Annotated in this window: 17 protein-coding genes and 3 pseudogenes; 10 read left to right on the top strand and 10 right to left on the bottom strand. The window is 58.4% G+C overall.

Features of this window, described 5'->3' with window-relative positions; translation table 11 throughout:
• Positions 1 to 110: 110 nt before the first annotated feature.
• Both ACOIX3_RS11230 and ACOIX3_RS11225 read right to left on the bottom strand, forming a co-directional pair.
• Positions 111 to 2234, bottom strand: coding sequence for a prolyl oligopeptidase family serine peptidase (locus tag ACOIX3_RS11230; RefSeq protein ID WP_420969824.1), 2124 nt, complete (start codon positions 2232 to 2234; stop codon positions 111 to 113).
• Between the two features lie 733 nt (positions 2235 to 2967).
• Positions 2968 to 3174, bottom strand: coding sequence for a cold-shock protein (locus tag ACOIX3_RS11225; protein ID WP_420971713.1), 207 nt, complete (start codon positions 3172 to 3174; stop codon positions 2968 to 2970).
• Positions 3175 to 3887: 713 nt separating this feature from the next.
• On the opposite strand from ACOIX3_RS11225, the gene ACOIX3_RS11220 reads away from it, so the two are divergent.
• Positions 3888 to 5612: an outer membrane beta-barrel protein gene (locus ACOIX3_RS11220; protein WP_420969823.1), complete on the top strand. Its 1725-nt coding sequence runs from the start codon at positions 3888 to 3890 to the stop codon at positions 5610 to 5612.
• 167 nt (positions 5613 to 5779) lie between these two features.
• On the opposite strand, the pseudogene ACOIX3_RS11215 reads toward ACOIX3_RS11220, so the two are convergent.
• Positions 5780 to 5878: pseudogene (locus ACOIX3_RS11215) on the bottom strand (4-hydroxybenzoyl-CoA thioesterase); the annotation flags it as partial.
• A 2840-nt stretch (positions 5879 to 8718) separates the two neighbouring features.
• Positions 8719 to 10146 (bottom strand): IS1182 family transposase, encoded by a 1428-nt coding sequence (locus tag ACOIX3_RS11210; RefSeq protein WP_420969453.1) that lies wholly within the window; start codon positions 10144 to 10146, stop codon positions 8719 to 8721.
• An 85-nt stretch (positions 10147 to 10231) separates the two neighbouring features.
• Between ACOIX3_RS11210 and tnpA the strand changes: the two genes are divergently transcribed.
• From tnpA to tnpC, 3 genes are all read left to right on the top strand, one after another.
• A complete protein-coding gene (gene tnpA, locus ACOIX3_RS11205) occupies positions 10232 to 10627 on the top strand; it encodes an IS66-like element accessory protein TnpA (protein WP_173637247.1) in 396 nt (131 codons plus the stop codon).
• Positions 10624 to 10971 carry an IS66 family insertion sequence element accessory protein TnpB gene (tnpB, locus tag ACOIX3_RS11200; RefSeq protein WP_050382259.1) on the top strand — a complete coding sequence of 116 codons (348 nt, stop codon included), beginning with the start codon at positions 10624 to 10626 and terminating at the stop codon, positions 10969 to 10971. Before tnpA ends, tnpB begins: the two co-directional genes overlap by 4 nt.
• Before the next feature lie 94 nt (positions 10972 to 11065).
• Complete coding sequence (tnpC, locus tag ACOIX3_RS11195) at positions 11066 to 12601, top strand: IS66 family transposase (RefSeq protein WP_420971712.1); 1536 nt, start codon at positions 11066 to 11068, stop codon at positions 12599 to 12601.
• Positions 12602 to 12890: 289 nt separating this feature from the next.
• On the opposite strand, the gene ACOIX3_RS11190 is transcribed toward tnpC, so the two are convergent.
• The 4 genes from ACOIX3_RS11190 to ACOIX3_RS11175 all read right to left on the bottom strand — a co-directional run bounded on the left by ACOIX3_RS11190 (position 12891) and on the right by ACOIX3_RS11175 (position 14746).
• On the bottom strand, positions 12891 to 13340 hold the full coding sequence (locus ACOIX3_RS11190) for a curlin (RefSeq protein ID WP_420969821.1): 450 nt from the start codon (positions 13338 to 13340) through the stop codon (positions 12891 to 12893).
• Positions 13341 to 13380: 40 nt separating this feature from the next.
• Positions 13381 to 13794 (bottom strand): curlin, encoded by a 414-nt coding sequence (locus ACOIX3_RS11185; protein ID WP_420969820.1) that lies wholly within the window; start codon positions 13792 to 13794, stop codon positions 13381 to 13383.
• Positions 13795 to 13835: 41 nt separating this feature from the next.
• Entirely contained in the window at positions 13836 to 14231 is a 396-nt protein-coding gene (locus ACOIX3_RS11180; protein ID WP_420969819.1) for a curlin, read from the bottom strand.
• Positions 14232 to 14353: 122 nt separating this feature from the next.
• The gene (locus ACOIX3_RS11175; RefSeq protein ID WP_420969818.1) at positions 14354 to 14746 is read right to left on the bottom strand and encodes a curlin subunit CsgB; all 393 of its coding nucleotides are present in this window, start codon (positions 14744 to 14746) and stop codon (positions 14354 to 14356) included.
• 1296 nt (positions 14747 to 16042) lie between these two features.
• On the opposite strand from ACOIX3_RS11175, the gene ACOIX3_RS11170 reads away from it, so the two are divergent.
• The 4 genes from ACOIX3_RS11170 to ACOIX3_RS11155 are packed head-to-tail and all read left to right on the top strand — an operon-like array spanning position 16043 to position 19673.
• On the top strand, positions 16043 to 17374 hold the full coding sequence (locus ACOIX3_RS11170) for an efflux RND transporter periplasmic adaptor subunit (RefSeq protein WP_420969817.1): 1332 nt from the start codon (positions 16043 to 16045) through the stop codon (positions 17372 to 17374).
• On the top strand, positions 17371 to 18093 hold the full coding sequence (locus ACOIX3_RS11165; protein WP_420969816.1) for an ABC transporter ATP-binding protein: 723 nt from the start codon (positions 17371 to 17373) through the stop codon (positions 18091 to 18093). The genes ACOIX3_RS11170 and ACOIX3_RS11165 overlap by 4 nt, the downstream gene beginning before the upstream one ends.
• Positions 18090 to 19313, top strand: coding sequence for an ABC transporter permease (locus ACOIX3_RS11160; RefSeq protein WP_420969815.1), 1224 nt, complete (start codon positions 18090 to 18092; stop codon positions 19311 to 19313). The genes ACOIX3_RS11165 and ACOIX3_RS11160 overlap by 4 nt, the downstream gene beginning before the upstream one ends.
• 48 nt (positions 19314 to 19361) lie before the next feature.
• Complete coding sequence (locus ACOIX3_RS11155) at positions 19362 to 19673, top strand: response regulator transcription factor (protein ID WP_420969814.1); 312 nt, start codon at positions 19362 to 19364, stop codon at positions 19671 to 19673.
• A 167-nt stretch (positions 19674 to 19840) separates the two neighbouring features.
• On the opposite strand, the pseudogene ACOIX3_RS11150 reads toward ACOIX3_RS11155, so the two are convergent.
• Together ACOIX3_RS11150 and ACOIX3_RS11145 are read right to left on the bottom strand one after the other, a co-directional pair.
• Positions 19841 to 20411, bottom strand: a pseudogene (locus ACOIX3_RS11150) (NYN domain-containing protein).
• A 540-nt stretch (positions 20412 to 20951) separates the two neighbouring features.
• Positions 20952 to 21530, bottom strand: a complete 579-nt coding sequence (locus tag ACOIX3_RS11145; RefSeq protein WP_420969813.1) for a helix-turn-helix transcriptional regulator — start codon at positions 21528 to 21530, stop codon at positions 20952 to 20954.
• 1292 nt (positions 21531 to 22822) lie between these two features.
• Between ACOIX3_RS11145 and ACOIX3_RS11140 the strand changes: the two are divergent.
• Together ACOIX3_RS11140 and ACOIX3_RS11135 are read left to right on the top strand one after the other, a co-directional pair.
• Positions 22823 to 25138 (top strand): annotated as a pseudogene (locus ACOIX3_RS11140) (DPP IV N-terminal domain-containing protein).
• Positions 25139 to 25758: 620 nt separating this feature from the next.
• Positions 25759 to 26280, top strand: a complete 522-nt coding sequence (locus ACOIX3_RS11135; RefSeq protein WP_420971711.1) for a GNAT family N-acetyltransferase — start codon at positions 25759 to 25761, stop codon at positions 26278 to 26280.
• Positions 26281 to 26343: the final 63 nt, after the last annotated feature.

The raw sequence follows: 26343 nt of genomic DNA, 5'->3' as shown, positions 1-26343 counted from the left end.
GTTGGTGGTATCGCCTTGCGGCCGGCTCGATGATCTCCGCTGCCAACGTGGTGATGCCGAGACAACCAATGGTCTGACTTTATCGGCTTTGGTCACCCGGTCCGCCGAACTTACTCAAGACAAAGCCGACTGGATGCATAGGTGTATTCGAGGGCTAGCTGACGCGCATATTCGATCAGATTGGCCGCGGCGCTATGTCCCCCATCGATGTTCTCGTAGTAGAAGTAAGGCTGGCCCAGCGCAGCGAGCCTCGCGGCGGCCTTGCGGCCGTGCGCTGGATGCACGCGATCATCCTTGGTGGAGGTGAGAATTAAAGGGGCGGGGTAAGTCTTGCCCGGCACCAGCCTCTGGTAGGGCGAGTAGGCTTCGATCCACGTGTGCTGCTCGGGAATGGCTGGGTCACCATACTCGGCGATCCAGGAGGCGCCCGCGCCCAGTTTGGTAAATCGAAGCATGTCAAACAGCGGAACCTGGATGATCGCCGCGTTGAAGAGCTCGGGCCGTTGGGTTATTGCGGCGCCAACAAGCAGTCCCCCCTGGCTGCCGCCGATCACGCCTAATCGTCGTGGACTGGTGACGTTCCGGCGGATCAGGTCCTCGGCAACGGCAATGAAGTCATCCCATGTCCTCTGCTTCGTTGCCGCCTGGGCAGCCTGGTGCCATGGTGGACCAAACTCGCCGCCCCCGCGCAGATTCGCAACGACATAGGCATTGCCCTGTTCGAGCCAGAGCCGCCCCACTGATCCCGCATAGAATGGAAGGAGCGGAACCTGGAACCCGCCATAACCATAGAGAAGCGTTGGGATCGCGCCGTCAAATCTTGCGTTCTTGGGCCGCACCAGAAAGTAGGGAATCCGCGTGCCATCGCGCGAGGTCGCTTCGAGCTGCTCCACGACATGCCGGGATCCATCGAAGGTCGCAGGTGCCGTCTTTAATGCCTCGAGTTGTTTGCTCGCGGCATCGAAGTACCAAAGCGATGTTGGCGTGAGATAGTTGGAGACCGTGAACATCACCTGGTCCGCGTGCTCGGAAGCGGCTGACACGCTGACATCCGCATTGTCCGGGAGCGGGATCGGCGTGGCCGACCAAGCCCCCTGATCATACTTGTAGACGAACGCCTTGCTCTGAACATTGTCAAGGATCGTCAGGATCAACAAGTTCTTCGTGCTACTGAACCCACTCAGTGCCTGCCGGGGCCCAGGCTGGAAGACAAGCGACGGTTTGGCGCGCAGCGGATCCTGCTTCCATTCGGCTAGGTCATACGAGATCACCGAGCCGGTCGCGAAGCTGGTGTCGCCGGGCGGCGTCCATTCTTCGTCAAGCGTCACAAGTAGGCGGCCACTCGCGACCCCAAGGATAGCCGCCTTCCTGGGCAGATTGAGCGTGATAGGCCCATTGGCGCCGAAGAGCACATACTCGTACTCGAAGGAGCTAATCACGCGCATGGCGCCGGCCGCATGGATATGGCCTTCATTGTCACGAAGCACGAAGGGCATCGTCTGAACATCGGTCGGTTGGCCCCGAAAGATCTCGCGCGCCTCGGCGAGCGGCTGAGCGCGTTTGAGCTCCTTCACCACGAAAGGGTAGCCGGCCGGTGTCAGGGTCCCATCGCCCCAGTCTCGTGCAACAAGGACTGTGTCACCATCAAGCCATCCGACACTCTGCTTGCCCTCGGGAAGATCAAAGCCGGCCTCAACGAAGGCCTTGGCGTCTCGGTCGAACTCACGGATGAACGCGGCGTCCTTACCCCCATCGGAAAGCGTTAGCAGGCAGAGGCGTTCTTCCGGCGGAAGACAGTCGCCACCTTTAAAGACCCAATTCTTGTTCTCGGCGACAGCCAGTTCGTCCACATCGAGGATGGTCTCCCATCGTGGGTCTTGGCTGCGATAGCTCTCAAGTGTGGTGCGCCGCCAGATGCCGCGCACGTGCGTGTCGTCTTGCCAGAAATTTTCCAGACCGCGCCGCCCCAACGAAACGTACGGAATCCGGTCCTTGGCCTGCAGGATGGTGAGCGCCTTTTCGTAAAAGCGCCGATAGCGGCGATCTGACTGGAGCACGCCGAGCGTCTTGTCGTTCTCGGCCCGTGCCCAAGCCAATGCGCGCGGCGCTTCGATCTCCTCGAGCCAAAGGAATGGGTCGTCAGCCGGCCCCGCAGCCGTCCGCTCTTGCGACAGCGCCGCGGAGGTGAAACAGGCAATCGAGAGCAACGCGGCGCAGAGAAGTGACGTGTTCATGAGCTTGTCCCGGATGAGATCGAACGGCCACGCTTGCAGGTCTCGCGTTAAGCGGAAGCAGCCAACAACACGCATGCGATCTCGTCAGCGCGCATTGGGCGGCTTGTGCCAGCTGGCAGCTCGAACACTGCAAGCCGCGTGCCGGTCGAAAAGTCGTGCGTTTCAGCCGCTCCCGGCCGCATGGCGACGTCAGATTGCCGACATTGGTTCAGAAGCTGACATCAACGAAGTGCCAGGCGGATAGCCTCGCATCTTCAAACAGAGCGGCAGCTTCGATCGTGAGGACCATCAACGGGACATCGCGATCTACCCGCCGGCTGCCCAACGCTTACCTCCGAACATGGAGCGTGTACGCTCTGCTTCCCGCCCAGCGCTACCGGTCTATCGATCGACGGGTGTCATCACGATAACGAACAACGCGTTAATCAGCAGCCAGATCGCGATCAGGCTCAGGGCGGTGTACATGGCGATCTCCGGAATCGTTCATGATAGCTGCAAGCTTTTGCCGGGCTGGACAAGCTCCTTGCGAAACGCACAAACCGCGCGCCAACCATTCGGTTCCTCGACTGATTGCCAGGCGTGGAATATTCGAGAGGATTGCGCTTGCACGCGCTCGCTGAACATGACGACGCACAGGCCACAAGAGCCGGTCCATCAGTAGCACGTAGCTGTCCTCCGCGGCTGGAGCGGACGGCGATCTGACGAGTCGAGAGAAATCACCGCACAGATCTGATTATCCGACCCGGAGATCTTCGGCAGACATTTTGCCCGAGCGATTGGCCTTCAGCTCGTAACTGACCCGAGCCCCCTCTTCCAACCCCGAATAGCCTGCCTTCTCGACTGCACTGATATGCACGAAGACATCCGGCCCTCCATCTTCCGGCCTGATGAAGCCATACCCCTTCGTCGGATTGAACCACTTCACAATACCCATTGCCACGGCACGCTTCTCCAAATTGAAGGACAGTGATCTAACCAGGAGCTTCGCAGTCATCAAGCTCCGCGGCAAGAGAGCAACGTCTCAGCTGTCGCCGGCGAAAGCAGCGCTGCAACCAAGGTGTCAGCTCGGAAACTCGCCACATCCTTCGAGGAAGTCCACTTCCACAACTGAGCGGTTAGACTGCACAAATCACACCGTAGACGCAGCTTTCGCGCGCGCGGCGCCTTGATGAGCAGGATTCCAGCCTGGTCCATTTGCGCAACACTTTGCATACCAATGGGCTTGGCCAGTTTCATCCCGCCCTTCGAAAGATTTGCAGGCGCTGAGCTTGTATGGCAATCGGCTCGCGCGGCGACAAGAACATTCTACGTTGAAATCGCCCGCTTCATCCAAGCTGAGAAAGTCGACGCGCGCCACTCCAAGAAACCATGAATGCGGCCCATCGGGGCGTGCTCCGCACATTCATGCGCGTTGAGAGATTGTCGAAGGATTCTTTTGTCAGTCTTGAGACTACTGTCAGGAGGTTGACACGACACACGCTTAGGAACTTCCTGCAAAATATACGAATTCAGTTCGGCATGCGGTTTGCTTCGTTCAGGACACCATCACCAATCGCGGTGCGGCGATCCTCGGGACGGACCCGGCGCGGGTTGCCGCACTGTCTGCGTCCGCCCCGGACGATCTGCCGTGCGGCGATAATTTAAGGAGCCACGTTGTGGACCGGGAAGGCAAGGCAATCTTTGATCCGATCTAGAGTTCTTTTTTGGAGTGCCGCGACAATTGCGCTCTTCGCAAACGGTGCAGCCAAGGCGTACCTTGAGCGAGAAGTAAAACTGCCACTGGCGGTGTGGAACTGGTCAGGCGGCTATATTGGCGGACACGTCGGCGGTGGGTACGGCCAAACCTCCTTCAGCAATCCCTATGGTCCATCGATCTATGGCGGCATCGTCGATACCCCGGTGTTCGTCGCGGGTGGCCAAATCGGCTACAATTGGCAGAACGACAACTGGGTGTTTGGTCTCGAACTCGACGCCAGCGGTGTTGTCTCCGAGGGCACAAACACCTGCCTCGCCGCCTCCGGCTTCGTTGTCAGCGCAAACTGCAAGGCAGGTCCCAACCTATTTGCCACCGGGACGGGTCGCATTGGTTACGCGTTTGGCGCACTCGGCCACACACTGGCCTATCTCAAGGGAGGCGTAGCCTGGCAAAACAATCGGGGCGACGTCATCAACAACAACGAATACGGCTCCTACCCGCAGGAGAAAACCCATTTTGATCATGGTCGGGTCGGTAGCATCATCGGGCTGGGCGTCGAGCAAGCGCTTACGCCTGCATGGTCGATCAACGTCGAGTATGACTATCTGCATTTTGGCGGGCCGAGTGTCGCGACCGCTTCGACTGTGCAGTATCCACCGTTCGCAATTCTGCCGGCGAACACGACCAACCTGTCCAGCAACCATCACATCGGAAAGCTTGGCCTGAATTACCACTTTGACGCCGACCCGCAAGCCGCGCAATGGTCCGGCACGTCGCTGTACGGGAAGGCCCATGCCGGCGTGTCGCCCGTTCGCTATGCGGACGGTTGGTCGTTCGAGGGCGGCTCGCGGCTCTGGCTCAGCCGGGGACGATTCCAATGGGACCATAGTGCAGTGAAGTATGGCGGGCCTCAAGATCCTAGCATGCTCTTTTCGAGGCTCACTTATCGCGGCCTGGACGGACTTTCGGGGGAGTTATTCGGCCGTCTTGACAGCCCTTGGGGAGCGTTTCTGAAGAGCACACTTGGCGTCGGGCGCTTCAACAAAGGAAACGAGAACGATGAAGATTGGGTTGGCGACCAGTACCTCAACACCATATCAGGACAAGAAAATGGAAGGTTCACGTACTACACGGCCGACGTCGGTTACGATTTCTTGCGCGGCACCGACTACAAGATCGGCGGATTTCTAGGCTGGACTTATTACGGCCAGAGCTCGGACTCGATCGGATGCGTGGATATCGCCAACCCCTACCCCTTCCGTCCATGTCTTGTGTCGGGTGACAGGGTCGTAGGCAGCGAGGATACTCAATGGAATGCGCCTCGAATCGGCCTGAGCGCCGAAACCATGCTGACCGAGCGTTGGCGCTTGAGCGCTGATATCGCTTACCTGCCCTGGACCGATTTCAAGGGACGTGACTATCATCTCTTGCGTGATACGACCACGTTTGCCGAACAACGCGGCAACGGTGGCGGCGGCGTCCAGCTGGAAGGCGTGTTGTCCTACTTCATCACCGAGCACATCAGCGTCGGCGTCGGTGGCCGCTATTGGGCCATGTGGACCGAAGCGCAGGGCAAAGACACTGGGTGCGACAACCGCGGCTGCGCCGGTCGGCCGTCGTTTGCGAAGTACAGCATGGATCGCTGGGGCACATTCGTTCAGGCCTCTTATAGGCTCAATTGAAGGCCTCACCGCTCCACGCTGTTAGATGGGTCCCGAAGCTTGCTGACCACCAACCTCGGTGCCAATTCGGCGCCGACGCCTTGGTGTGTCGCGATTAAGCCTCTACAAGGGTTGATCCGGCGATCCGGTTGCGGGACAATAGCATAGACAAGGCAAGCGCAACTCTGAGCCTTCACGGTACGCCGCCCTCTTCCGCCTGAGATAAACGCGACCCGTACGCGCGCCGAGACCAAGAGATTGTCCCCGCGCCTGCACTCCTGCAGCAAGCGCCGATCGCGATGGCCGCGGCTTGCTCTGATGGTACCTGATCACTGCAGACGTGTGAGCTCATACCGGTTATGAAGGTTTACTGCCCGGAGTCCCTAGCTAGGTCACCACGTGGGATGACCGAATGACTTGTGCCAGCAGTGCACGCATAAGGATTGCTTCAATTTCTGATCGGCCCGCGCCTCTCCGGTCGCTCCATCAAGATGAGTGAGCTCGCAAACTTGTTCTTTGTAACGTCGTTCTCGCTTTATTGCTTCTATCTCAAATGGGACTGGCGGCTCACCGCCCATCAGTGCGATTAGTCGCCTTGCTTTCAGCGATTATCTGACAGAGCGATGGACGAAAATAATTCATGTACCGTCATTGCCGCCGTCCTAATTCCATTTGGGTGCCCCGGTTTTCGGGGCTTAATCGGTGATGTTCTGGGGCTGGCTGGTATTTCAGGCCGCGCGGCGTCTCTCTCCCGAGCCGAAGGTGATCAGGGGGGCGGTCCCACCTAATTTACCAGCCGTTGGTGACTGGGCACGCCTTCGCGGGGACGAATTTGATGAGCGTTGGGGCAAGGTTCTCTGGATATTTGAGAATCGGGCCGGAGTGAAATGGATTGTTGGGGGTGACGGCCGCGTTCTGCCAGATGAACCGCGTATCGTTCACCTATACGAGCTGGAGAAAGTATCGTGAATTCCGACTGGCATTCGAAATAGCCTGTCACTTTGCTCCCTTAGTCCTGGCTCCGGCCGATGCGAGTAGGGCCGCGGAGGGCTGCGGCGACGAAGGAAACCGGAGCAGGGTCAGCAATCAACAAAAGCGAAGGGCTGCCTGCTTCCACTCTTGCGACAAGTCTTCCAGCAGGAAAACCTCAAGTGAAGCAGCGGATCGAGAGGCAGATTCTGCAGCTCAGCGTCTTTGCGCTGGCACCGCAACCTCTTCTCATCTGACTCGGCCATCTCTTGGATACATTGTCCCGGTGACCGTTCAGCAGCGATATCGCGAGCCACGGACGTGGCGCCGGCAGTCCGATCAGCCGGCAATCGCATTGCGGGAGTGTCAGCCGACTGCCACGCCGAGAAGGTTGTTGCGAAATCGCCAGACGATCATCAGCACCTTCGCCGATCGCATGGATCATTGTTGCTTCCGTCGAAGGGGACAGGACGAGCTAGCACCTGTTCATTAGACGCAGGAAAATGGTACGTCATGTCGCCATTGAAGGAGTAACGCTGCCGGAAATGGGCTTCTTTGTATTGCTCGGTGTCGACGGTACGCCGCTCACCACTCATCAACTTTAGTACAAATCAGATCCGCCCGCGCAACGCTCCGCTCGAGCAGCTCTTGAAACTCCCGACGCCGAGGTATTTCTTGCTCGGAAAGTCGCTGGAGCCTAGAACCGTTAGCTGACGATGCTACCCAGACTCTAGCCGAGGCGCCGCTCCGGCAGATTGCCGATCTTCACTCGATGGTCCAAGGCATTCGTGGAGACGACGTAGCCATTGCGCCATCCTTCGATTTGAGGAATGCCAATGTAGATTGCCCACTGGAGACCGTGATTTGTCCGGACGCGATCTCCAGCGCTGTGCTTTCTCCGACGCAGCAATGGAGCGTGATTGGGCGTTCCGTGACCTCAATCTCCAGTGCGTAAGTGAGTGAGATATCCTTCACTTGGAAGCGCTGGCTCCGAGCGTCGACGACGTAGAATCCGTCCATCGGAGCAACGATTTTTGACCGTTGAGGGTCTGGCGGGTGTTCGGATTGCGGGTCTCCGATGGCAGTTTGTCCACGATGGAGCGCGCTCGGCGCCACGCCTGCACGCGACGGAGGCGCGGCAGGATCGCTGGCTGTCCTATCGGTCCGTTGAAGCTCGCTCGGCATCGCCGCTCCTTGCGCCCAGGTTGTAAGCCCAACACAATTCTCGGCAGCGTCTAGGGACAGGCGATACGACCGCACGTATCATAAGGCTTCAGCCAGGGACGCACGGCGGAGGCCCGGCAGGGGTTCGCGACAGCCCGACCGGCATGAGCGAAGATCATGATGATCACGACCTTGACTATGATCGTGGGCGCAGGACGTCGCATGCATGGAAAGACGCTGTTAAGGCCGGTGCGTTTTGCAATTTCAACTTCCGGTCGTCTTTTTCCGTGCATAATGAAAATGGTGCAGACACCTCATCATTTCGGTTCTGTCTGATTGGATTTCACAGTACGGCCGACTCTGGTACTGACTATTCCACATTGGAGCTCCAGCTTGGCCAAGCACTCGTTACCGAGGTTGCCCCGAGGAGCTTGCGTTTTTTGATACAATAGTGGCCGCCCCTAAGCCGTCGGGCAAGAAAGGCGATCACGCGCTGGGCTTTGGCGGTACCTACCGGTGAAGACTTAGGAACAATTACCGCTACCCTTCTCGTTCTTTACAAGCCCATTCTTGCGTCCATCTGGGAGAACGCCAAGGAAGCGTCCGGCGCACTCGTAAAGGATCCGAGTGAACAGGGGCGTATCGCTTTGGAAAACCATGTGGGTGAGTGGCGGGGCAAACGGCCGTCCCTCACCGCCCGGATTGGTTTCGTAACCATTCGAGCAGGTTTGGCGGAATGTCAGTTGGATTTGTGCTCTGGCTAACGACCGCGGTGTTTCGTACGCATCCGGCGGGCGCCGTCTTGTCTGACACGCTGTAATTCGCCAAGCGTGTGACCTTAAGTCTAGCAGACCGTGTGAAAAGTCCATGGTATTTCCGACCCGTATTGGCTTGCGCTCGCTCCAGCAAATATTTGATGATCTGACCGACGAACGTTGTCCTTAGCCGTTCAGGAGGACTATGAAGTCGCATTTTTCGTGCTGTCGCCCGAATTTCACGCAGGCACGGCTGCCAGAAGTGCTTTCGTGCCAAGGATGTTGAGCGCTCTTCGGAGATTGTAGACGAGCGCCGTTAAGCTGAACTCGGCGCGCACGTTTTCGAGCCCGCGCATAAGGAAGGCGCCCTGGTTCATCCACTGCTTGATCGTGCCGAAAGGATGTTCGACGATTTCGCGGCGCCGGTTAAGGATTTCTGGGTTCTCCGACACACGCTCCGCCATGCGGTCGAGTACGCCTTCATTGTCAAGACGCGAGATGTGGCGAATATCTTTCGTACAGCGTGAGCGCAGGGGACACGCACGGCACGCCTTTGGATTTCCGTATTCGATCTTCTTCAGTTCGCGCAGTCGGCTTTCACGTATCCGTTTCAGCGACTGCCCGACCGGACAGACGTAGGCGTCGCTCACACTATCGTAGCGGAACTCGTCCTTGCGAAAGAAGCCATTCTTCACTGCCGCCCCTCGCTGCGGCCGTGGCATGTAGGGTATCAGAGCTGTCTGCTCGCACGCCTCAATGTCCTCTATCTTGTAATAGCCTTTGTCGGCAACGATGTTGATTTTTTCGACATCAAGTATAGCTCGCGCGGGCTCGGCGGTTCGTTGCAAAAGACCCATGTCCAGGACATCGTTTGATACCGCCTGTTCGACGATCATCTTGTTCTTTGCATCCACCGCGATCTGAACATTGTAACCGACGCCCACTTTGGTATGCCCGGCCATGGCGCGGCTGTCAGGATCGGTCATCGATACTTGATCATCGCCGCTCCTCTCCAGGATCTTCAAATAAGCTGCATATTCCGCGCGCTTTCTCTTGAGAGCCTCGATCTTCTCAGCAAGATTCCTAGTGCGCGCCCCCGGCATCGCGTGCTCGATCTCATCGCCCGTGTCGAGCCGTGCTAGATAGTCATCAAGCTTCTTGTCGGCGGCGGCGATGAATTTATCCAGTGATGCCTTCGTAAAGTTCCTATCCTTGTTGTTGACGGCCTTGATGCGCGTGCCATCAATCGCTAGGAGCTCTCGCCCGAAGAGATCGAGACGTCGGCATAAGACCGTGAACTCGCGAAAAACCGATTTGAACGCCGCACGGTTGTCGCTCCTGAAATCAGCTATGGTCTTAAAATCCGGCTTGAGAGTTCGTAGCAACCAAATTACTTCCATGTTCCGATGGCATTCGGCTTCCAGCCGTCGGCTCGAACGAACATGATTGAGATAGCCGTAAATATAAAGCTTTAGCAGGTCCCCCGGATCGTAACCCGGTCGCCCTATGACCTTCGCCTCCACCCGCGCGAAGCCTGAACTCTTGAGATCAAGCCCATCGACAAAGGCATCAATAAAGCGGACCGGATTCTCGACGTCGACGTAATCGTCGATCGCCTCGGGCAAAAGCAGCAGCTGCGAGCGATCCGAGCCAGAAATGTGTGCCATGCGCGATTCTAACGCAACGGCCCTGTCATTGGAATCCGCCTCGGGGACTTTTCACACGGTCTGCTAGCTTTAAGGTCATCAGGCGATGCGGGTCGAGGTTTTGGGCGGGCTGGAGCGTCGGCGGCGTTGGTCGCAGGATGACAAGGCACGGATTGTCGAGGAGACGTTGGCGCCGGGCGCAAAGGTGACAGCGGTTGCACGTCGCAACGGAGTAGCGGCCAGCCTGGTGTTCACCTGGCGTCGTCAAGCGCGGACATCCGAGCAGGTCGCACCGTCTTTTGCGCCGGTGCAGATCGCCGCCACGGAGGCGGAGGAAACTCCGAAGCTCTTACCTGCGGGTGATAGCCGAGGGCGGTCTGTAGTGGCCGCGCGTATTGGATTGATCGAGATCGACCTCGGTAACCGGCGACGGATCCGAGTGGATTCGCACGTCGATCCAGAAGCGCTGGCGCGGGTCCTCGAGGTACTTGAGCGCCGATGATTGCCATACCGGGTAATGTGCGGGTGTGGCTTGCGACCGGCCACACCGATATGCGCCGCGGCTTCCCGAGCCTCGCGCGTCTGGTCCAGGAGAGTTTGAAGCGTGATCCGCATGCCGGTGATCTCTATGTTTTTAGAGGCCGCCGCGGCGACCTGATCAAGATCATCTGGCATGATGGCCAAGGCGCGTGTCTGTTCACGAAGCGGCTGGAGCGAGGCCGCTTTTTGTGGCCATCAATGGCGGACGGCGTTGTGACGATCAGCGTTGCGCAGCTATCCTATCTCCTCTCCGGAATTGATTGGCGGATGCCGCAGGCAACCTGGCGTCCACAGGCTTCCGGTTAAATCGAGCGGGATTTTTTGCGACGAATATGGTTGATTCGTCCTCGTGACGACGCCCGCCGATCCGCTTCCCACCGACCTTGCCGCAGCACACGCGATGATCATTGCGCAGCGCGAGCAGCTGACGCTGGCGAAGAGCGAGGTGACCGTCGGCCGACTGGAGATCGAGCGGCTGAAGCTGATGCTGGCCAAGGCACGGCGAGAACAGTTCGGGCAATCTTCTGAGCGCGGCAAGCTGCTGGTCGAGCAGCTCGAACTCGCCATCGAGGATCTTGAAGAGACCCAGGCTGAGCAGGAAACCAAGGCCGAGCTCGCAGCGCCGGAAGCCGCCAAACAGCAGCGCGTGCAAAATCCACGGCCGCCGCGACGTCCGTTGCCGGACAATCTGCCGATCGAACGCATCGTCGAACCCGCTCCTTGCGTATGTGGCAAGTGCGGCAGCGAGCGACTGCACAAGCTCGGCGAGGTGGTATCGAAGACCCTGGAATGTGAGCCGCGGCGCTGGAAGATTATCGAGCATGTCCGCGAAAAGTTCTCCTGCCGGGATTGTGAGGCAATCACCGAGGCGCCGGCGCCCTCCCATCCGATCCCGCGAGGCTATGCCGGGCCGAGCCTGCTGGCGATGGTGCTGGTCAACAAGTTCCTGCTGCACCAGCCGTTGAACCGACAGAGCAAGACCTATGCCCGCGAAGGGATCGAGATCGACGTCTCGACCCTGGCGGATCGGATCGGCGCCTGCGTGGTGGCACTCGATCCCATCATTGAGGCAATCCGGATCCACGTCATGAGCGCGGAACGCATCCACGCCGACGATACGACGGTGCCGGTGCTGGCCAAGCTCAAGACGGTTACCGGCCGGATCTGGACCTATGTTCGCGATGACCGGCCGTTTGGCGGCACGGATCCGCCGGCGGCCCTGTTCTACTACTCACGCAACCGGGCTGGAGAGCATCCGCAAAGCCATCTCGCCGGCTATGTGGGCCTGATGCAGGCCGATGCCTTCGATGGATATAACCAGCTCTACAAAGCCCAAAGGAAGCCGGCTCCGATCCTTGAAGCGGCCTGTTGGAGCCACGGCCGCAGAAAGTTCTTCGACCTGGCGAAATCTGGAGAGGCGCCGATTGCCAGCGAGGCCGTGCGACGCATCGATATCCTGTTCGAGATCGAGCGCACCATCAACGGCAAAACGCCAGAACAGCGGCTTGCGGTACGTCGAGAGAAGTCAGCACCAATCGTTGCTGATCTCGAGATCTGGATGCGCCAGCAGCGGACCTTGCTCTCATCAGGCAACGATACTGCAAAGGCGATCAACTACCTGCTCAACCGTTGGGCGGCGTTCACCCGCTTCCTGGACGATGGTCGCGTCTGCCTCTCGAACAACGCTGCCGAACGAGCGTTACGCGGTGTGGCTGTCGGAAGACGAAATTGGACCTTCGCCGGTTCAGATGCCGGCGGCCATCGCGCCGCCGCCGTCTATACCCTGATCGAAACCTGCAAGATGAACGACGTTGATCCGCAAGCCTGGCTCGCGGATGTGTTGGCCAGGCTTCCAGATCACCCCGTCAACAAAGTCGCCGACCTGCTCCCGTGGAATTGGAAGGCGACCCAACAGTCCAGAGCGGCTGCCGCCTGAGCGCCACGGCTGACCGGCGCGCCTGCCCGGGGTGCTGACCGGATGCGTACGGTGTTTCTGCCGCTCTTACGATAGACCGTCGTGCGTCCGGATTCTTTCTTGAGACGCACTTCCGCTGGGGCGGGATCGCCACGCTGGGTGATCACGGTCTCGCCATGGCCATCCCGGACCATTGTCGTGTGCCCATCTCCTTCGCTGCCCGACGCGGCGGCTCCTATTCCAGCAACTGTCATGATGACCAATCCGGCTGCAAGCAACACGTGCTTCATGGTGAATCCATCTCTTCCAATCACCACCCGAACTGGAATATGGCTGCCCAGTTCAAACGACCGAACTGACTGAGAGTACCCTTGTTCATGTCGCCAACTTGCACGAGAAGCGCTTCGGTGACATTGCCCGTTTGCGTGATCAGGGCCGTATTGCTCCCGCCAAACTGACCGATCACGGCGCTGCTCGTCGTACCCGACTGAACAATGTTGGCAAAGTTGCGCGTTCCGGTCTGGATAATTGTGGCATCAACCGATCCTGTGAAGCCGATCTCAATAATGTTCGCGATATTGATCTGGCTGCGTTCCTCGATCACCACCGGCTTCAGATTGTTGCCAAACTCAACGACAGTCTCGACGCTGACCCTGCCGTTGGATGTGACTCTCACCAACGAGCCGGCGGAAGCGCCGGTACTTGCCCCAATTGCGGCGACGGCGGCAATCGCGGCCAGGGCGAGATAACGCCATGTCATGAAATCTTTGACTCCAGAGAACCGAATCCCTGTTCCGCTCTCATGGCCCGGCCTGCGTGACATTCGACGTGTTGGTCGCGCCGAACTGGGAAATGACGCCAGAATTCACGCTGCCGACCTGCGCAACCACGCTGCTGGTCGACTGACCGGACTGGCCGACGAACGTGACGTTGTTTGCGCCTAGTTGATTGACCGACGCAGAGGTCGTCCCGCCGAACTGCAGGACTCCCGTGTAGTTGTAAGTCCCGTTCTGCGTGACGATCGCGCTAGTGTTGCCACCGACTCCAAACACGCCGGCTAAATTGAGCTGACTGTTCTGCTTCAGAATGACCGGCGGCCCCCCGATCGAGACAATCGTCTTGATATTCGCCGTTTGCGCCTGCGCCAGATTGATGATCCCGGGGCTGACGACGAAAGTCGTTACCCAAGCGGCGATCAGAAGATGATATTTCATGACGTACCTCTACGCTGATGCGAATTCGCCGCCCCCCTGGATCACGGGGCCGCCTGCAGAACCGTGGAGCTATTGAGAATGCCCAGCTGGAATACCCATGCGGAGTTGTTCGCACCGATCTGACCAACCAGGCTCGAATTCGAGCCACCGACCTGGCCGGCGATCGCGACGTCGGTGGAGCCCGCAGTCGTCCCGCCCTGCCCGATCGTGAGCGTGTTGACCGAGCCCGGAGATCCCGATTGGAGACTCGTTGCGTGGTTGCCGGCGCCAAATTGCAGGGTGGTCGACACGTTGTTTGCTGCACTGCTTTGCGACGTGAACGAGGTGTTCGTACCGCCGAATTGCAGCAGGCTGACGGAATTGTCCGCACGAGCGGTGAACGAGACCGAGTCAACAAGCAATATTGCCACGGCCGTAGCCAAACTGATAGTGCGCATGTCATGCCTTCCGCGATTTCGGTCGGTCAACTTGAAACTGTATTGATATCGATGAAGAGATGAAGAAGACCCGGACGCGCTACAATTCTGCGCGCCCGGGACCTCGACAGGCTGGCTGTCGATTAGTGCTGAGTCTGGGTCACGGTGCTGCCGTTGAGAACACCCAGCTGGCCGACGGACGCGCTGTTGTTCTGCAGAACGCCAAGGTTGAACGAGTCCTGGGTGATCGTGCTGCCGTTCACGAGACCTACCTGGGCGGTGCCAGCCGTGTTGTTGCCACCGACCTGGGCCACGCTGCTGGTGTTCGTGAGCCCGAAAGTGGTCAGCCCCTGCGAGGTCGTGGCCGAGTTGATCACGCCCAGCTGACCGGTGGTCGACTGGTTGTTCGTGAAACCGTTCTGCGTCACGGCGGAGCCGTTGACAGCGCCGATCTGAGTCACGGTGGAGGCGTTGTCAGCGCGCGCACCGGCAGTGAGGGCGATCATAGCGACTGAAGCAAGAACAAACTTACGCATAGAGTATCCTTTCATGGCAAGGTTAGCGATGTCGTTTGCAAACACTCTCCGACATCATGCCGAACACTCTGACCCATCGACGATACGCGCGATAGACTGAGGTTAGTGCTAGTCCAGACCGACTAGACGCCCCGAGATAGCACGACATTTCGACTCCGTTTGAAACCACGATGCTTGGACATACCGTAGCGTGGTTCTGTCCCGATGTTGTCGACCGCCTCACCACATCGGGGGACAAACACAGCACATTGACATCAACCGGGTCACAGTCTGCTTGCGACCAGCTCGATGCCATCGTCATCCAGATGTCACGCTCGGCCACACTGAACTCTTCGCCGCATTGTCGAGGTTAGCGCACGCCGCGCTTCGGCTGTGGCACATTCTTCTCCAAACCACATGGATAGACGAATTTGCGCTCTTGAGAGCGGTTGGGCATGGATTCTATATCGCGCACTCTTGTCCCCACGGGGGCGGAAATACCGGCAACGCCGCGGCTAAACGCGATTGGACCCGAGACTCCGAGCCGGCCATCACGAAACAGCTCGATGGATCTTCGGTGACGCGACGGGAAGACCACTAGACGTGACGGACCATCACAGAACTCATGTCCCCCGAACTTTCTTGTCACACTATTGCGAGAACCGATCATCGGCGCCACGCCCGTGCACGCAATCAAGCGTCATGCTGGTGCAGCTGTGTGACATTGCAACGGGTAAGTTCACACCTCTGAGGTTTCCTTCCTGCTGCGACAATGAGAATGCGATGTCATCTCTCGCGCGCGCCCGAACGTTGAGTCGATGTCTGATCATGATCAACACTCGGATTCGAGGTGAACCTTTTTGACGACCACGCCGACAAGAAAACGCGTCTACAACAGCAGTCAGTAACAGGCTAATGAGATTGTTCGGCATGAGAGCGCACTAAGGTCTTTGCTATCTTCTGCTTCTATCTCATATGGGACTAGCGCTTCTTAGCGCATGACGCCAGAACCGGTTCACTCGTGTTCATTGCGTATCGTGTATTTTAACCAAGGAAAGCTAGGCCTCATGAGCGGGATCTGTTGCCTTGCTTCAGCCGCACCATGCCAGGCGAAACGCGCAATCAGCGCGAGACAATCTCAATCACCGAAACAATCCCGCGCCGATGGCCATCTGTCATGGCGCATTCGCACACGTCCATCACGATACATTTCGCGACATATTACTGGACCGCACGCGACGGCGCAGGAAATACGACCAGTGTGCAAGCCTGCGATCGTACCTGGCGGTCTCCTTTTGAAAAGGTCAGGATTTCACCATGCGTATTATGCCTATCATCGTTGCGTTGGGCGGCATTTCCGCATTTGTGGCGGCCATTGCCGTCGCACCCACCTTCGGCTCAGATCCGCCGCTGTTCCGTTACAGCTCGATCCAACGCGGCAGCATCGAGCAGACGACTACGGTCACGGGCGCGCTGCAGCCGGTCAAGACAATCGAGGTCGGATCGCAGCTGTCGGGACAGATCTCAAGGGTTTACGTCGACTTCAACGATAATGTGCTCAAGGATCAGCCGCTGGGGCAGATCGATCCGCGCAGCTTTGCGGCCAAGGTCGAGGAAGCCAAGGCGGCTGTCGAGATGGCACGTGCCAATGTGGAGCTGGAGCAGGCCAAACTCGACCGAGCGTTGATCGATCTGGAGAACGCCAAGGGAAGCAAGGCTGTCCTGGCCGCCAAGCTCGAGAGCGCTCAAGCCGTGAAGGCTTCGGCGCAGCGAACGCTCCAGCGCAAGCTCTCATTGCAATCGCAGAGCGTGGTTGCGGCGATCACGGTGGAGGATGCGCAGACGGATTTCACCGCGAGGCTCGCGCAGGAACGTGAGGCGGAGGCACTCGTCTCCTTGAACGCCTACGCCGTCGGCGGCGCCGCCGCCGATGTGCGCCGGGTCGAAGCCGAGTTGCTACAGGCCAGGACGGCGGTACCAGAGAAAGAGGCTATTCTCCGGGCCGCCGAGGCCGATCTTGACCGTACCATCATCCGCTCGCCGATCGATGGTGTGATCGTCGGCCGATTCATCAACGAGGGCCAGACACTCGCGGTCGGCCTCGAGGCCCGCACGGCCTTCCTGGTGGCGCACCGGCTTGAGGACATGGAGATCCATGCCCAGGTCGACGAGGCCGATATTGGACGCATCGTTGCCGGTCAGGGCGCACACTTTACGGTCGATTCCTATCCCGACCGGCGCTTCGAGGCGATCGTGCGGCAGGTCCGCAAGGCGCCACAAACGCAACAACACGTGGTCACGTATACCGTCGTGCTATCGACCTCCAATCTTGATGGCGCGCTACTTCCAGGCATGACAGCGCTGGTCAAGATCATCATCGACCGCCAAGAAGATGTCCTGAAAGTGCCAGTCGCGGCGCTGCGCTTCCAACCGAATGGCGCACGTACCAACGATGCTCAGGCTCGGGTCGGCGTATGGCTGCGCAAACCTGACGGGTCGCTCGGACGCGTTGCGGTCACGGTTGGCACCGCCGGAACTGAGCAGGTCGCGCTCAAGAGCGGCGACCTCGCGGAAGGTAGTCAGGTCGCCGTCGGACAGGCGATCCGGCCGACGGGCATGGAGCTGCTTGGAATAAGGTTTGGATCATGACTGGCCTTCCCGCGCTTGTCAGCCTCAGGTCAGTGTCGCGGACCTATCGCACGGATAGTGCCGCGGTCATCGCAGTCCACGACGTCAGCTTTGATATTAAGCGCGGCGAACGTGTTGCAATCATGGGCCCGTCGGGATCCGGGAAATCGACCTTGATGAACATGGTCGGATTGCTCGATCGTCCGAGCGCGGGCGCGGTCCTATTGGAAGGCGAAGATGTCGACGACCTGCCGGACGACAGGCGGTCCGAATTGCGCTCGCAGAGCATCGGATTCGTCTTCCAATCCTACAACTTGCTTGCGCGGCACAACGCGCTCCAGAATGTGGAACTGCCTCTCGTCTATTGCGGTGTTCATCGCAAGGAGCGAAAGCTGCGCGCCCAGGAATGCCTGAAGGCGGTCGGCATGTTGCACCGAGCGCAGCACTTTCCCAAACAGCTTTCCGGCGGTGAACAGCAGCGCGTCGCGATCGCACGGGCGCTTGTGGCCTCGCCCGCGATAATACTCGCGGACGAGCCGACCGGCGCGCTGGACAGCCGGACCGGTGCAGATATTCTAGCCCTGTTCGATACGTTGCATGATGGTGGCCAGACGATCGTGATGATTACCCACGATGCCAGCGTCGCCGCGCGCTGTGAGCGCACCATTGTCCTCCGTGACGGCCAGATCGTCGCGGACGAGATGAACGCTCACACGGCGAATGGGATCGCGACGCAATGACGGCATATCAGGCCCTTCAGACGGCACTGCAAGCGCTGCGGCTGAATCCGCTGCGCAGCTTTCTGACAATCCTCGGCATCGTCATCGGCGTGGCCTCGATCGTCACAGTCTTTGCCATCGGCAAAGGCGCGCAGCTCCGGCTCGAGGAACAGATGCGCTCGATCGGCTCCAACGTCCTGATGATCACCCCAGGCGCCGTTCAACAGGGCTCCATCCGGCTCAAGGCCGGCACCAAGCTGACGATGACCGAGGGCGACGTACAGGCCATCATCGACCAGATCCCAGAAATCCAAACGGCAGCCGGTTCTGTCGCCGGTACCGCACAAGTCATACACGAAAGCAAGAACTGGAACACCACGATCAACGGCACGACTACCGCGCACTTCATGGTTCGCGACTGGCAATTGTCATCCGGACGATACTTTATGGCCAGCGAGGAAGCGAGCGCCGGAAAGGTCGTCATACTCGGCAGTGCCGTCGCACGCGAACTGTTCGCTCCGGATGACGACCCGATCGGTGCGCAAGTCAGAATCATGCAGGTCCCACTTGAGGTCATCGGCGTGTTGGATCGCAAGGGGCCGGCACAGGACGACGTCGCGTTCGTTCCCATGACCACCGCCAAATTGCGGTTCCTCGGCAGCGCGAGCGGCATCAGCCGGGATGCAGTGGCCTATATCGTCGCCAAGGTGGCATCGGATGCCCAGATGGCAGGAGCAAGCAACGAGATCGAAGGCCTGCTGCGGCAGCGCCACAGGATTTCCGCCGGCCAGGCAGGCGACTTCAAAGTGCAGGACCCGGCGGCCGCCATCGAGGCGCAACAGGGCGCTATTCGCACGGTCGCGCTTCTGTTGTTTGCGATCGCCTCAGTGTCCCTGCTGGTCGGCGGTATCAGTATCATGAACGTCATGATCGTATCCGTCACGGAACGCACCCGCGAGATCGGCATTCGCCGCGCACTCGGTGGCCGAATGCGAGATATTCGCATGCAATTTCTCTGTGAGGCTCTCGTTCTGTGCCTCCTTGGAGGTGCCGTCGGCGTCGTCGGGGGCATCACCCTGTCGATGACGGTGGCGCGAATGGCCGGCTGGATCACCGCGATCGACATCAAGGCGATCAGCCTTGCCGTTGGATTCTCCGCAGTGACCGGTGTGATCTTCGGGTTCTACCCCGCTCACATGGCTTCGAAGCTCAATCCGATCGAAGCACTTAAGGTGGAATGAGACAATGCCGGGCGGCCACATCAACCTTCACGTGAGACGGAATCGGTCATGAATGCTGGTCCAAACCAAGCGATCACACCGACGCCGCGCGAGTATGAGCTCATGACGCTCATTGCACGCGGGATGCAGAACAAGAACATCGCTCGCGAACTCAAGATCTCTGAGAACACGGTACGTGCGCATATCGGCAATATCATGCGCAAATATCGCCTGCAGAACCGAACCCAGATAGCAATGTTCTACTTACTCCAGACAGCTTCGCCGTTGCTGCGCAGCGGCCTCGTGAACGCCTCTGGTCAGATACTCGATCCAACTCACGCACCGATGGATTTCATCGGCCTGCATACCGCCTTGAAGTGAATACGTTGCAATGGCCGTCAGCGGGCCGATACCGAACGAAACTCCAACTCTAAGAGCACTCTACCTCGGTGATTGAGCAGAGCGCGACTCCGCTCCCCCGCAGGGGCTGTCCCTCTAGGCTAAAATGCATGCAGGGATCCCTATAGCCCCGGTTTCTGCACCTTCACTCAATACCGAAGGAGACCAAGCCGCAGCCGCTGACGCGCGTAACTCTTGGCGGTTATGCGCTCGACCTTTTCCTTTAGCTCGACCAAGTCGATAAAGGCGTCGGCCTGACGGCGCAGTTCGTGGGCTACCATCGCAGGCTGAGTAGCTAGCGTCGAGACCACGGTTACGTGCGCACCTCGACGCTGAACCCCTTCTACGAGCGGGCGGAAACTGCCGTCGCCGGAAAACAGCGCAATTTGATCGACGCCACGAGCAATCTCCAGAGCATCGACCGCGAGCTCAACATCCATCTTGGACTTGATCTTGCGGCGGCCGCTCGCGTCAACGAACTGCTTGGTCGACTTGGTGACAACGGTGAAGCCATTGTAGTCAAGCCAATCTAGCAACGGACGCGCCGAAAAACTCTCCCGGTTCTTATTTGTAATAGAACGCCCGCAATAGCGTCCCGCCGGCCCCAAACTGCCGCAACAAGCGCCCGTAGTCGATGTCGAAGCCGAGCGCCCTGGACGCCACATACAAATTGCGTCCATCGATGAATAGAGCGATCCTGTTCATCGAGCGATCGGCCATAAGTATCCCTCCAATGAGCACAACGTCATTCCCTGTCCGCTCCGAAATGGGCACAGTCCCCACAAAATGTAGGTAGCACCAACCCGCAACCGGTCTTTTGGACGATCGAGGTCGCAACCGTCGCTCTCAAGCATCCTGCCGCGCGCGTCGGGTGTCTCTTTTGCAGAAAGTTCAGAAGGTGTTGACGCGTCAACACGGAATAATGATGGCGCGCCAAATGGCGTACCGAGATTGCGACCTTGGTGGCAGCCGCGTCTCGAGCAAGCTCATCTGACGCGGCCGAAGTCGACCCCGCTAGGGTCGACGTCCTGTATCCGCTTTCCAGCTTTGAATTTGCGGCAGATTGGTCCCATTTGGGATGTTTGCTTGAACAATTCAACATGGACTTAGCAGACGCAATAAGCGAATGAAGTCAACCCCGCGCTCAGCATCTCATTATTGGACAGGCCGTTTACGGGTTCTTGCTGGCGTAGACAGCATATCGTCGCCGACATTGACGAGCTGCTGACTGACCATGCCTTGTCCGTCCACCTTTCAGGATTATCGAATCCGAGACAACAGTAAGACCAATTCGCTCTGTCGCCTGGTCGCGGTCCGCACAAAGACCGCCTTAAGATGGTTTCGGGCTGTGCCCGAGGAGATGTGCAATTGTGTGGCGATTTCTTTTAGCGATTTTCCTTGGACCAGCAACGATGCGAGTTGAGCTTGCACTGGTGTCAAACTGAAAACTGCCATGAGAGAGGCTTGCGAGATGACAGGCATTTCATCCAAATCCGTCAGGACGAGAAGAATGCCCGCTTCACACGGCGATTCCGAGCCTTTCAGGATCGCTCTCAAAACGATCGGTCGATGGTTAGAGCGATTGACAACAATCAGCGAAGCTGTCGGCACTCGCTTCTCGAATTCCAAACGGAACCGATCTATCAGCTCATCCAGCCGCGCTCGCGCCTGCGAGTCGGTCACATAAAGGCGCCGTCCCCGAACGGAGAACTCGCCGTCGAAATGCGCTGAAGCTCGTTGGCTGACCGCCAGTACGGTGCCGTTTCGATCGAGCCAAATTGCAGGGCAACTTATTAGATCGAGCGCATGGATCAGGCTCGAGCACTCGGGCGAAATCATGGGCACCTGAAAGAGGGGGAAGAGGGGTACTGTCCCGCAGTTTGCATCTAGCATTTGAAACCCAATGGATTAGAGAGCAAGCGCCTCCTCCAAGCTTCGCATGCTGAAAGCGACACAAATTGCGGCAAATGTCTCGATACTCAACTCTTAGGTGCAATAGGGTACAGCCGAACAGTCCCATTTGGGATATTCGCCGCCCTCACCGATACGGGTGACGACGCACCGCCAGACTTGATGGTTCCGCACAGCATTCGCTGACGAGCTGAGGCCGCTCACTAGCTATCGTACGAACCGTACGACACTCAATTTAGTGTCAAGTGAGCGGGGGTGACCAAATGGACGGAAGCGTCTTCGTTCGTTTCGTACAAGGCAACGTTTCCGGAATCACTTTAGCCCGCGCGCAACCTAAACGTAGGTTGGCCTTTTAGTGCCGCTCTCAGTCGATAGTTCACGACATCTTACGCTGATGCCATACTTGATCGCCTGCTTCACAAGCTCACAGGCTCGAACTGAACCGTGACTCCATGCGTCGCCCCCACGTTCTTCCCCGGCCTTGATTACACCATCGGCCGACGAAGACCGAGACTGCAGCCCCAAAGCTGACCGGCCGCTACGGCAGGACGTTCTGGCGTGTTCGAGGTCAGACATACGGCTTGGCTCAACAATCGCCAGCCTTGTCGCGTAAGCGACATAGCTATCGGAAACCGTCCGGAATGCGCATCGCTTCGCTGGCATGGATTCTGCTCACCACCAGGGGCGTAGAAGCGAGGCTGCTACGACATCGAGCGTCGTTGCGGATGACGCGCACATGTATTGTTCGTGAGGTGATATGCGACCTGGAGTTCTTATGCGGGGCGCCGCAGCAGTTACGCTTGCCGCTTGCGGTGGCGCTAATTCGGTGGATCTCGATCCAGTGGTGATGGTTTCATCCGACACTGTGGAGCTGGACCGAGAATTATATTGGTGTGCACGGCGGTGGCGGCTATGGCCGGACATCTTCAGTGACCCCTACGGCCCATCTATCTATGGCGACATCGTCCACACCCCTGCATCGCTGGCCGGGAGCCAGAGCGGTGATCACAGCTTTAGACCGTGCCGCCCAGTCGCCCACTCATATGTCCGGGAGATCGGAGCCTGATTCTGGCGCAAGACTTGCGTCCAATCCTTTAGGACGCTTTGTGCGCAAGGGCCAGTGCTGGGCTTTGGAGGAAACATTGAACGCAGCTGCGCCAATTTCGTGAGGTCAACCCCAGCCTCCATTATCCCCACACAACGAGGACAAGTGAACGATCATGTACAAGCTTGGTGCTTTCATGCTTGCGCTGCTGGGTCAGCAGGGATTGGCTGCCGCGCAGGCTCCGGCCGACGACATTGCAAAGCCGCTGCTGGTGCCGTCCGATTACGAGCGAGCGCTCACGATCGGCGCTCAATATAACCAGCTCACAGTCAATATGCCCGACGTTCCGTTCTGGCTCGCAGAGGGCGAAGCGTTCGTCTACCGACGGACGACTCACGGCAAGCACCAATTCATGCGGGTCGATGCTGCCACTGGCGGAAAGCAGCCGGCTTTTGATCATACCCGCCTCGCGGCGGCGCTGACCAGGGCAAGCCTCAAGAACTATAAGGCCGACAATCTGCCGTTCGGCCGTTTCGAGCTGGCCGACGATGCTCACATGATTACTTTCAACATCGACAATACCCGGTGGAGGTGCGACCTCGTAAGCTATGGCTGCACAGCCAATGCCATGCACCCGGACGTCGATCAACAGATGGGCTGTGCCCCACGCCACCCGCGGAGAACGATCCGGAGAACAAGCATATCGCCTGACGGCAAATGGTTGGCCTATACTACAAAATGCAATGTCTTCCTGCGCAGCGAGGACGGCTTGCAGGACATCCCTTTGACCTGGGACGGATCTGAAGGCAACTACTATGCTTTCTCGACGCTAAGTTGGTCTCCAGATTCGCGTCACCTCGCGGCTTACCGCATCCGTCCAGGCCACAAACGTCAGATCCATTACATCGAATCATCTCCGACGGACGAGCTTCAACCTAGATATTCGACGATGACGTATCGGAAGCCGGGTGATGCCTTGCCGCTGCTCCAGCCGGTGCTGTTTGACATCATCAGGCAGCGCAAGATTGAAATCGACAATGCTTCCTTTCCAAATCCCTACGACCTTTCGCCGATCGAGTGGTGGAAGGACGGTCGCGGGTTCACCTTCGAGTATAATCAGCGCGGGCACCAACTCTATCGCCTTGTCGAGGTGGAAGCTGCCACGGGTAAGGTGCGCTCTCTGATTGATGAGCGCAGCACTACCTTCATCGACTACCAGCGTCTGGTGATGGACCAGCGGAATACTGGAAAGATCTTCCGCTACGACGTTGAGGACGGAAAGGAGATCATCTGGGCGTCCGAGCGCGATGGATACGAGCATCTGTACCTCTTCGATGGTCGAACCGGCGAGCTCAAAAACCAGATCACCAGAGGAGATTGGGTGGTTCGCGCGGTCTACCACGTCGATCCGGTCAAGCGCCAGATTTGGTTTGGTGCGAGCGGGAAGGACAAAGGGGAGGATCCCTATTTTGTCCATGCTTACCGTGTCGACTTCGATGGGAACGGACTGACCGCGCTCACTCCTGAACCGGCCAACCATCACATTGAGTTTTCACCTAACGGCCGCTACTATGTCGACCTGTGGTCACGCATCGATGTCCCGCCGCGCTTGGTGTTGTATCGCGCCAGTGATAATGCCGAGCTGATGCAGGTCGAGAGCGCCGATATCTCCGAACTCATCGCCGCCGGCTGGCAGCCGCCCCTCAGCTTCCATGCTAAGGGCCGGGACGGCGAGACCGACATATGGGGGGTCATTCACAAGCCCCTCAACTTCGATCGAAACAAGAGATACCCGGTGGTGGAAAACATCTACGCCGGCCCAACGGGTTCTTTCGTTCCCAAGTCGTTCTCGGCCTTGGTTGAGCCGCTCACCCAAATGGGGTTTATCGTCGTTCAGATCGATGGAATGGGTACGAACAATCGCTCGCGCGCGTTCCACGACATTGCCTGGAAGAATTTAAAGGACGCCGGCTTTCCCGACCGAATCCTATGGCATAAGGCGGCGAGCGCGAAGTATTCGTGGTACGATATCTCGAACGTCGGCATTTTTGGCGGGTCCGCCGGCGGGCAGAACGCGGTGAGCGCGCTGCTCTTCCATTCTGATTTTTACAAGGTGGCGGTGGCTAACAGCGGCTGTTACGACAACCGGATGGACAAGATATGGTGGAATGAACAGTGGATGGGTTGGCCGGTTGGCATCGAATATTCGCTGTCCTCCGCCGTCGACAACGCCCACAGACTACAGGGTAAGTTGATGCTCATTGTCGGCGAAATGGACCGCAATGTCGATCCGTCCTCTACCTTCCAGATGGCTGATCGGCTCATCAAGGCAGGAAAATACTTCGACATGCTTGTGGTACCCGGCGCAGGTCACGGAGCGCCCGGCAATTATAGCGAGCTCAAGCTTCTGGACTTCTTCGTTCGCAATATTCTTGGGCAGATACCACCTAACTGGAACGCCCTATCGATTGAGCTACTGAAACACAATTAAGGGCCATGATTGTGCGAAGAGCTATCATCATTTAGGTCCAACGCCGTGGCGACTCGAACGAGCGCCCTCCGATTTCGCCTGTCTCTCAGCATTAGAAAGCAAAAGCACAGTGATCTATGACTCTTTGGGAGTTTTTGGGACAGGCGCTGCCGATGTTGGCGCGGGCATTTTTCTAGTGTCGGCATCCATTTAATGCGGACGCGGACGGCATTTCGGTATCGTTGCCAGGTGTTGATTTCGCGGCACATTCGCTTGGGATATACCATCTTGAGATCCAGGTACTGGGTCCACCGGACGCCGATCTGATTCTCTACCATGTTGAGCAAGCATCTTATTTGGAGGAGCAGTGAAACTCGAGGCGGCGCAAGATCCGCCTAGCTTCGGCAGGTGGAATGCCTATTGCAGGGCGCCTGCGGAATTGTTCGATAAGTTGGTCTGACGATGCGGATGATCTCGGCTCGGGGTAATGGATGTAGACGCAGTCGTCGCCTTCCGTGGCTTGCTATTCGCCGAGGTTGACCTTGCGCCAGGGGCGGTGCACGTCGATGGGAACAAGGAGATTTGACAATGCCATTGCGACCGTACTTGTAATCGTAACGTTCGAGGCGGCTTGTGCCTTGGTGATCCATGGCGCAGATAATGAAGCGAGCGAGGAAATAGTGCCCGATTCCGCACATCGTGTTCGCCTGGCGAGATTCCAGGATCGGGACACCATTGCTAAGTGTGTGCAGGCACTTCTCACCGAGCTCGGAGGACCGGGGCCGCAATTCGAGCTACAGGTCGCGGTCGGCGTTGCTGGGCAAATGGCCATGGATTCGCGCCTCGGCTTCGGCTTGATAATGGAGAATGTGCCGGCTGCCGAAGTGATCGGCATTGCCGTCGTCTCCCAGGTCTCCGCGGTCAGGGCTTCAGGCCATTATGGCGTCCTGCAGGAGCTCTGGGTCGATCCGCGCTATCGCTCGGCTCAACATGGGAGATGGCTTCTGGCCGCCGTGGACCGCGAGGCGCGAGCGCGGGGATGGCCCATGATCGAGGTGTCTCTTCCCCTGGCCGGCCGCCCCGGCGCCGAGAGGTTGGTCGCATTCTATGAAAGCGTGGGCTTCACACCTGCGGGAGAAAGGCGACGAAAGAGGCTTCTGTGACCTGGCTAACCGTACACCTGACACCGGCCTCCTCCGGGCCTGCGGGCCTCATCGCCGACGCGA

Source organism: Bradyrhizobium sp. B120 (genome assembly GCF_049075665.1).
GTDB lineage: Bacteria > Pseudomonadota > Alphaproteobacteria > Rhizobiales > Xanthobacteraceae > Bradyrhizobium.
Note: the sequence above shows the minus strand (reverse complement) of the source record. Positions and strands in the feature narration are given on the sequence as shown.

Coding starts and splice junctions, on each gene's coding strand:
- ACOIX3_RS11230 (WP_420969824.1), bottom strand. CDS start 2,234: ATGAACACGTCACTTCTCTGCGCCGCGTTGCTCTCGATTGCCTGTTTC.
- ACOIX3_RS11210 (WP_420969453.1), bottom strand. CDS start 10,146: ATGGCACACATTTCTGGCTCGGATCGCTCGCAGCTGCTGCTTTTGCCC.
- tnpA (WP_173637247.1), top strand. CDS start 10,232: ATGCGGGTCGAGGTTTTGGGCGGGCTGGAGCGTCGGCGGCGTTGGTCG.
- tnpB (WP_050382259.1), top strand. CDS start 10,624: ATGATTGCCATACCGGGTAATGTGCGGGTGTGGCTTGCGACCGGCCAC.
- tnpC (WP_420971712.1), top strand. CDS start 11,066: ATGATCATTGCGCAGCGCGAGCAGCTGACGCTGGCGAAGAGCGAGGTG.
- ACOIX3_RS11190 (WP_420969821.1), bottom strand. CDS start 13,340: ATGACATGGCGTTATCTCGCCCTGGCCGCGATTGCCGCCGTCGCCGCA.
- ACOIX3_RS11185 (WP_420969820.1), bottom strand. CDS start 13,794: ATGAAATATCATCTTCTGATCGCCGCTTGGGTAACGACTTTCGTCGTC.
- ACOIX3_RS11180 (WP_420969819.1), bottom strand. CDS start 14,231: ATGCGCACTATCAGTTTGGCTACGGCCGTGGCAATATTGCTTGTTGAC.
- ACOIX3_RS11175 (WP_420969818.1), bottom strand. CDS start 14,746: ATGCGTAAGTTTGTTCTTGCTTCAGTCGCTATGATCGCCCTCACTGCC.
- ACOIX3_RS11170 (WP_420969817.1), top strand. CDS start 16,043: ATGCGTATTATGCCTATCATCGTTGCGTTGGGCGGCATTTCCGCATTT.
- ACOIX3_RS11165 (WP_420969816.1), top strand. CDS start 17,371: ATGACTGGCCTTCCCGCGCTTGTCAGCCTCAGGTCAGTGTCGCGGACC.
- ACOIX3_RS11160 (WP_420969815.1), top strand. CDS start 18,090: ATGACGGCATATCAGGCCCTTCAGACGGCACTGCAAGCGCTGCGGCTG.
- ACOIX3_RS11155 (WP_420969814.1), top strand. CDS start 19,362: ATGAATGCTGGTCCAAACCAAGCGATCACACCGACGCCGCGCGAGTAT.
- ACOIX3_RS11145 (WP_420969813.1), bottom strand. CDS start 21,530: ATGATTTCGCCCGAGTGCTCGAGCCTGATCCATGCGCTCGATCTAATA.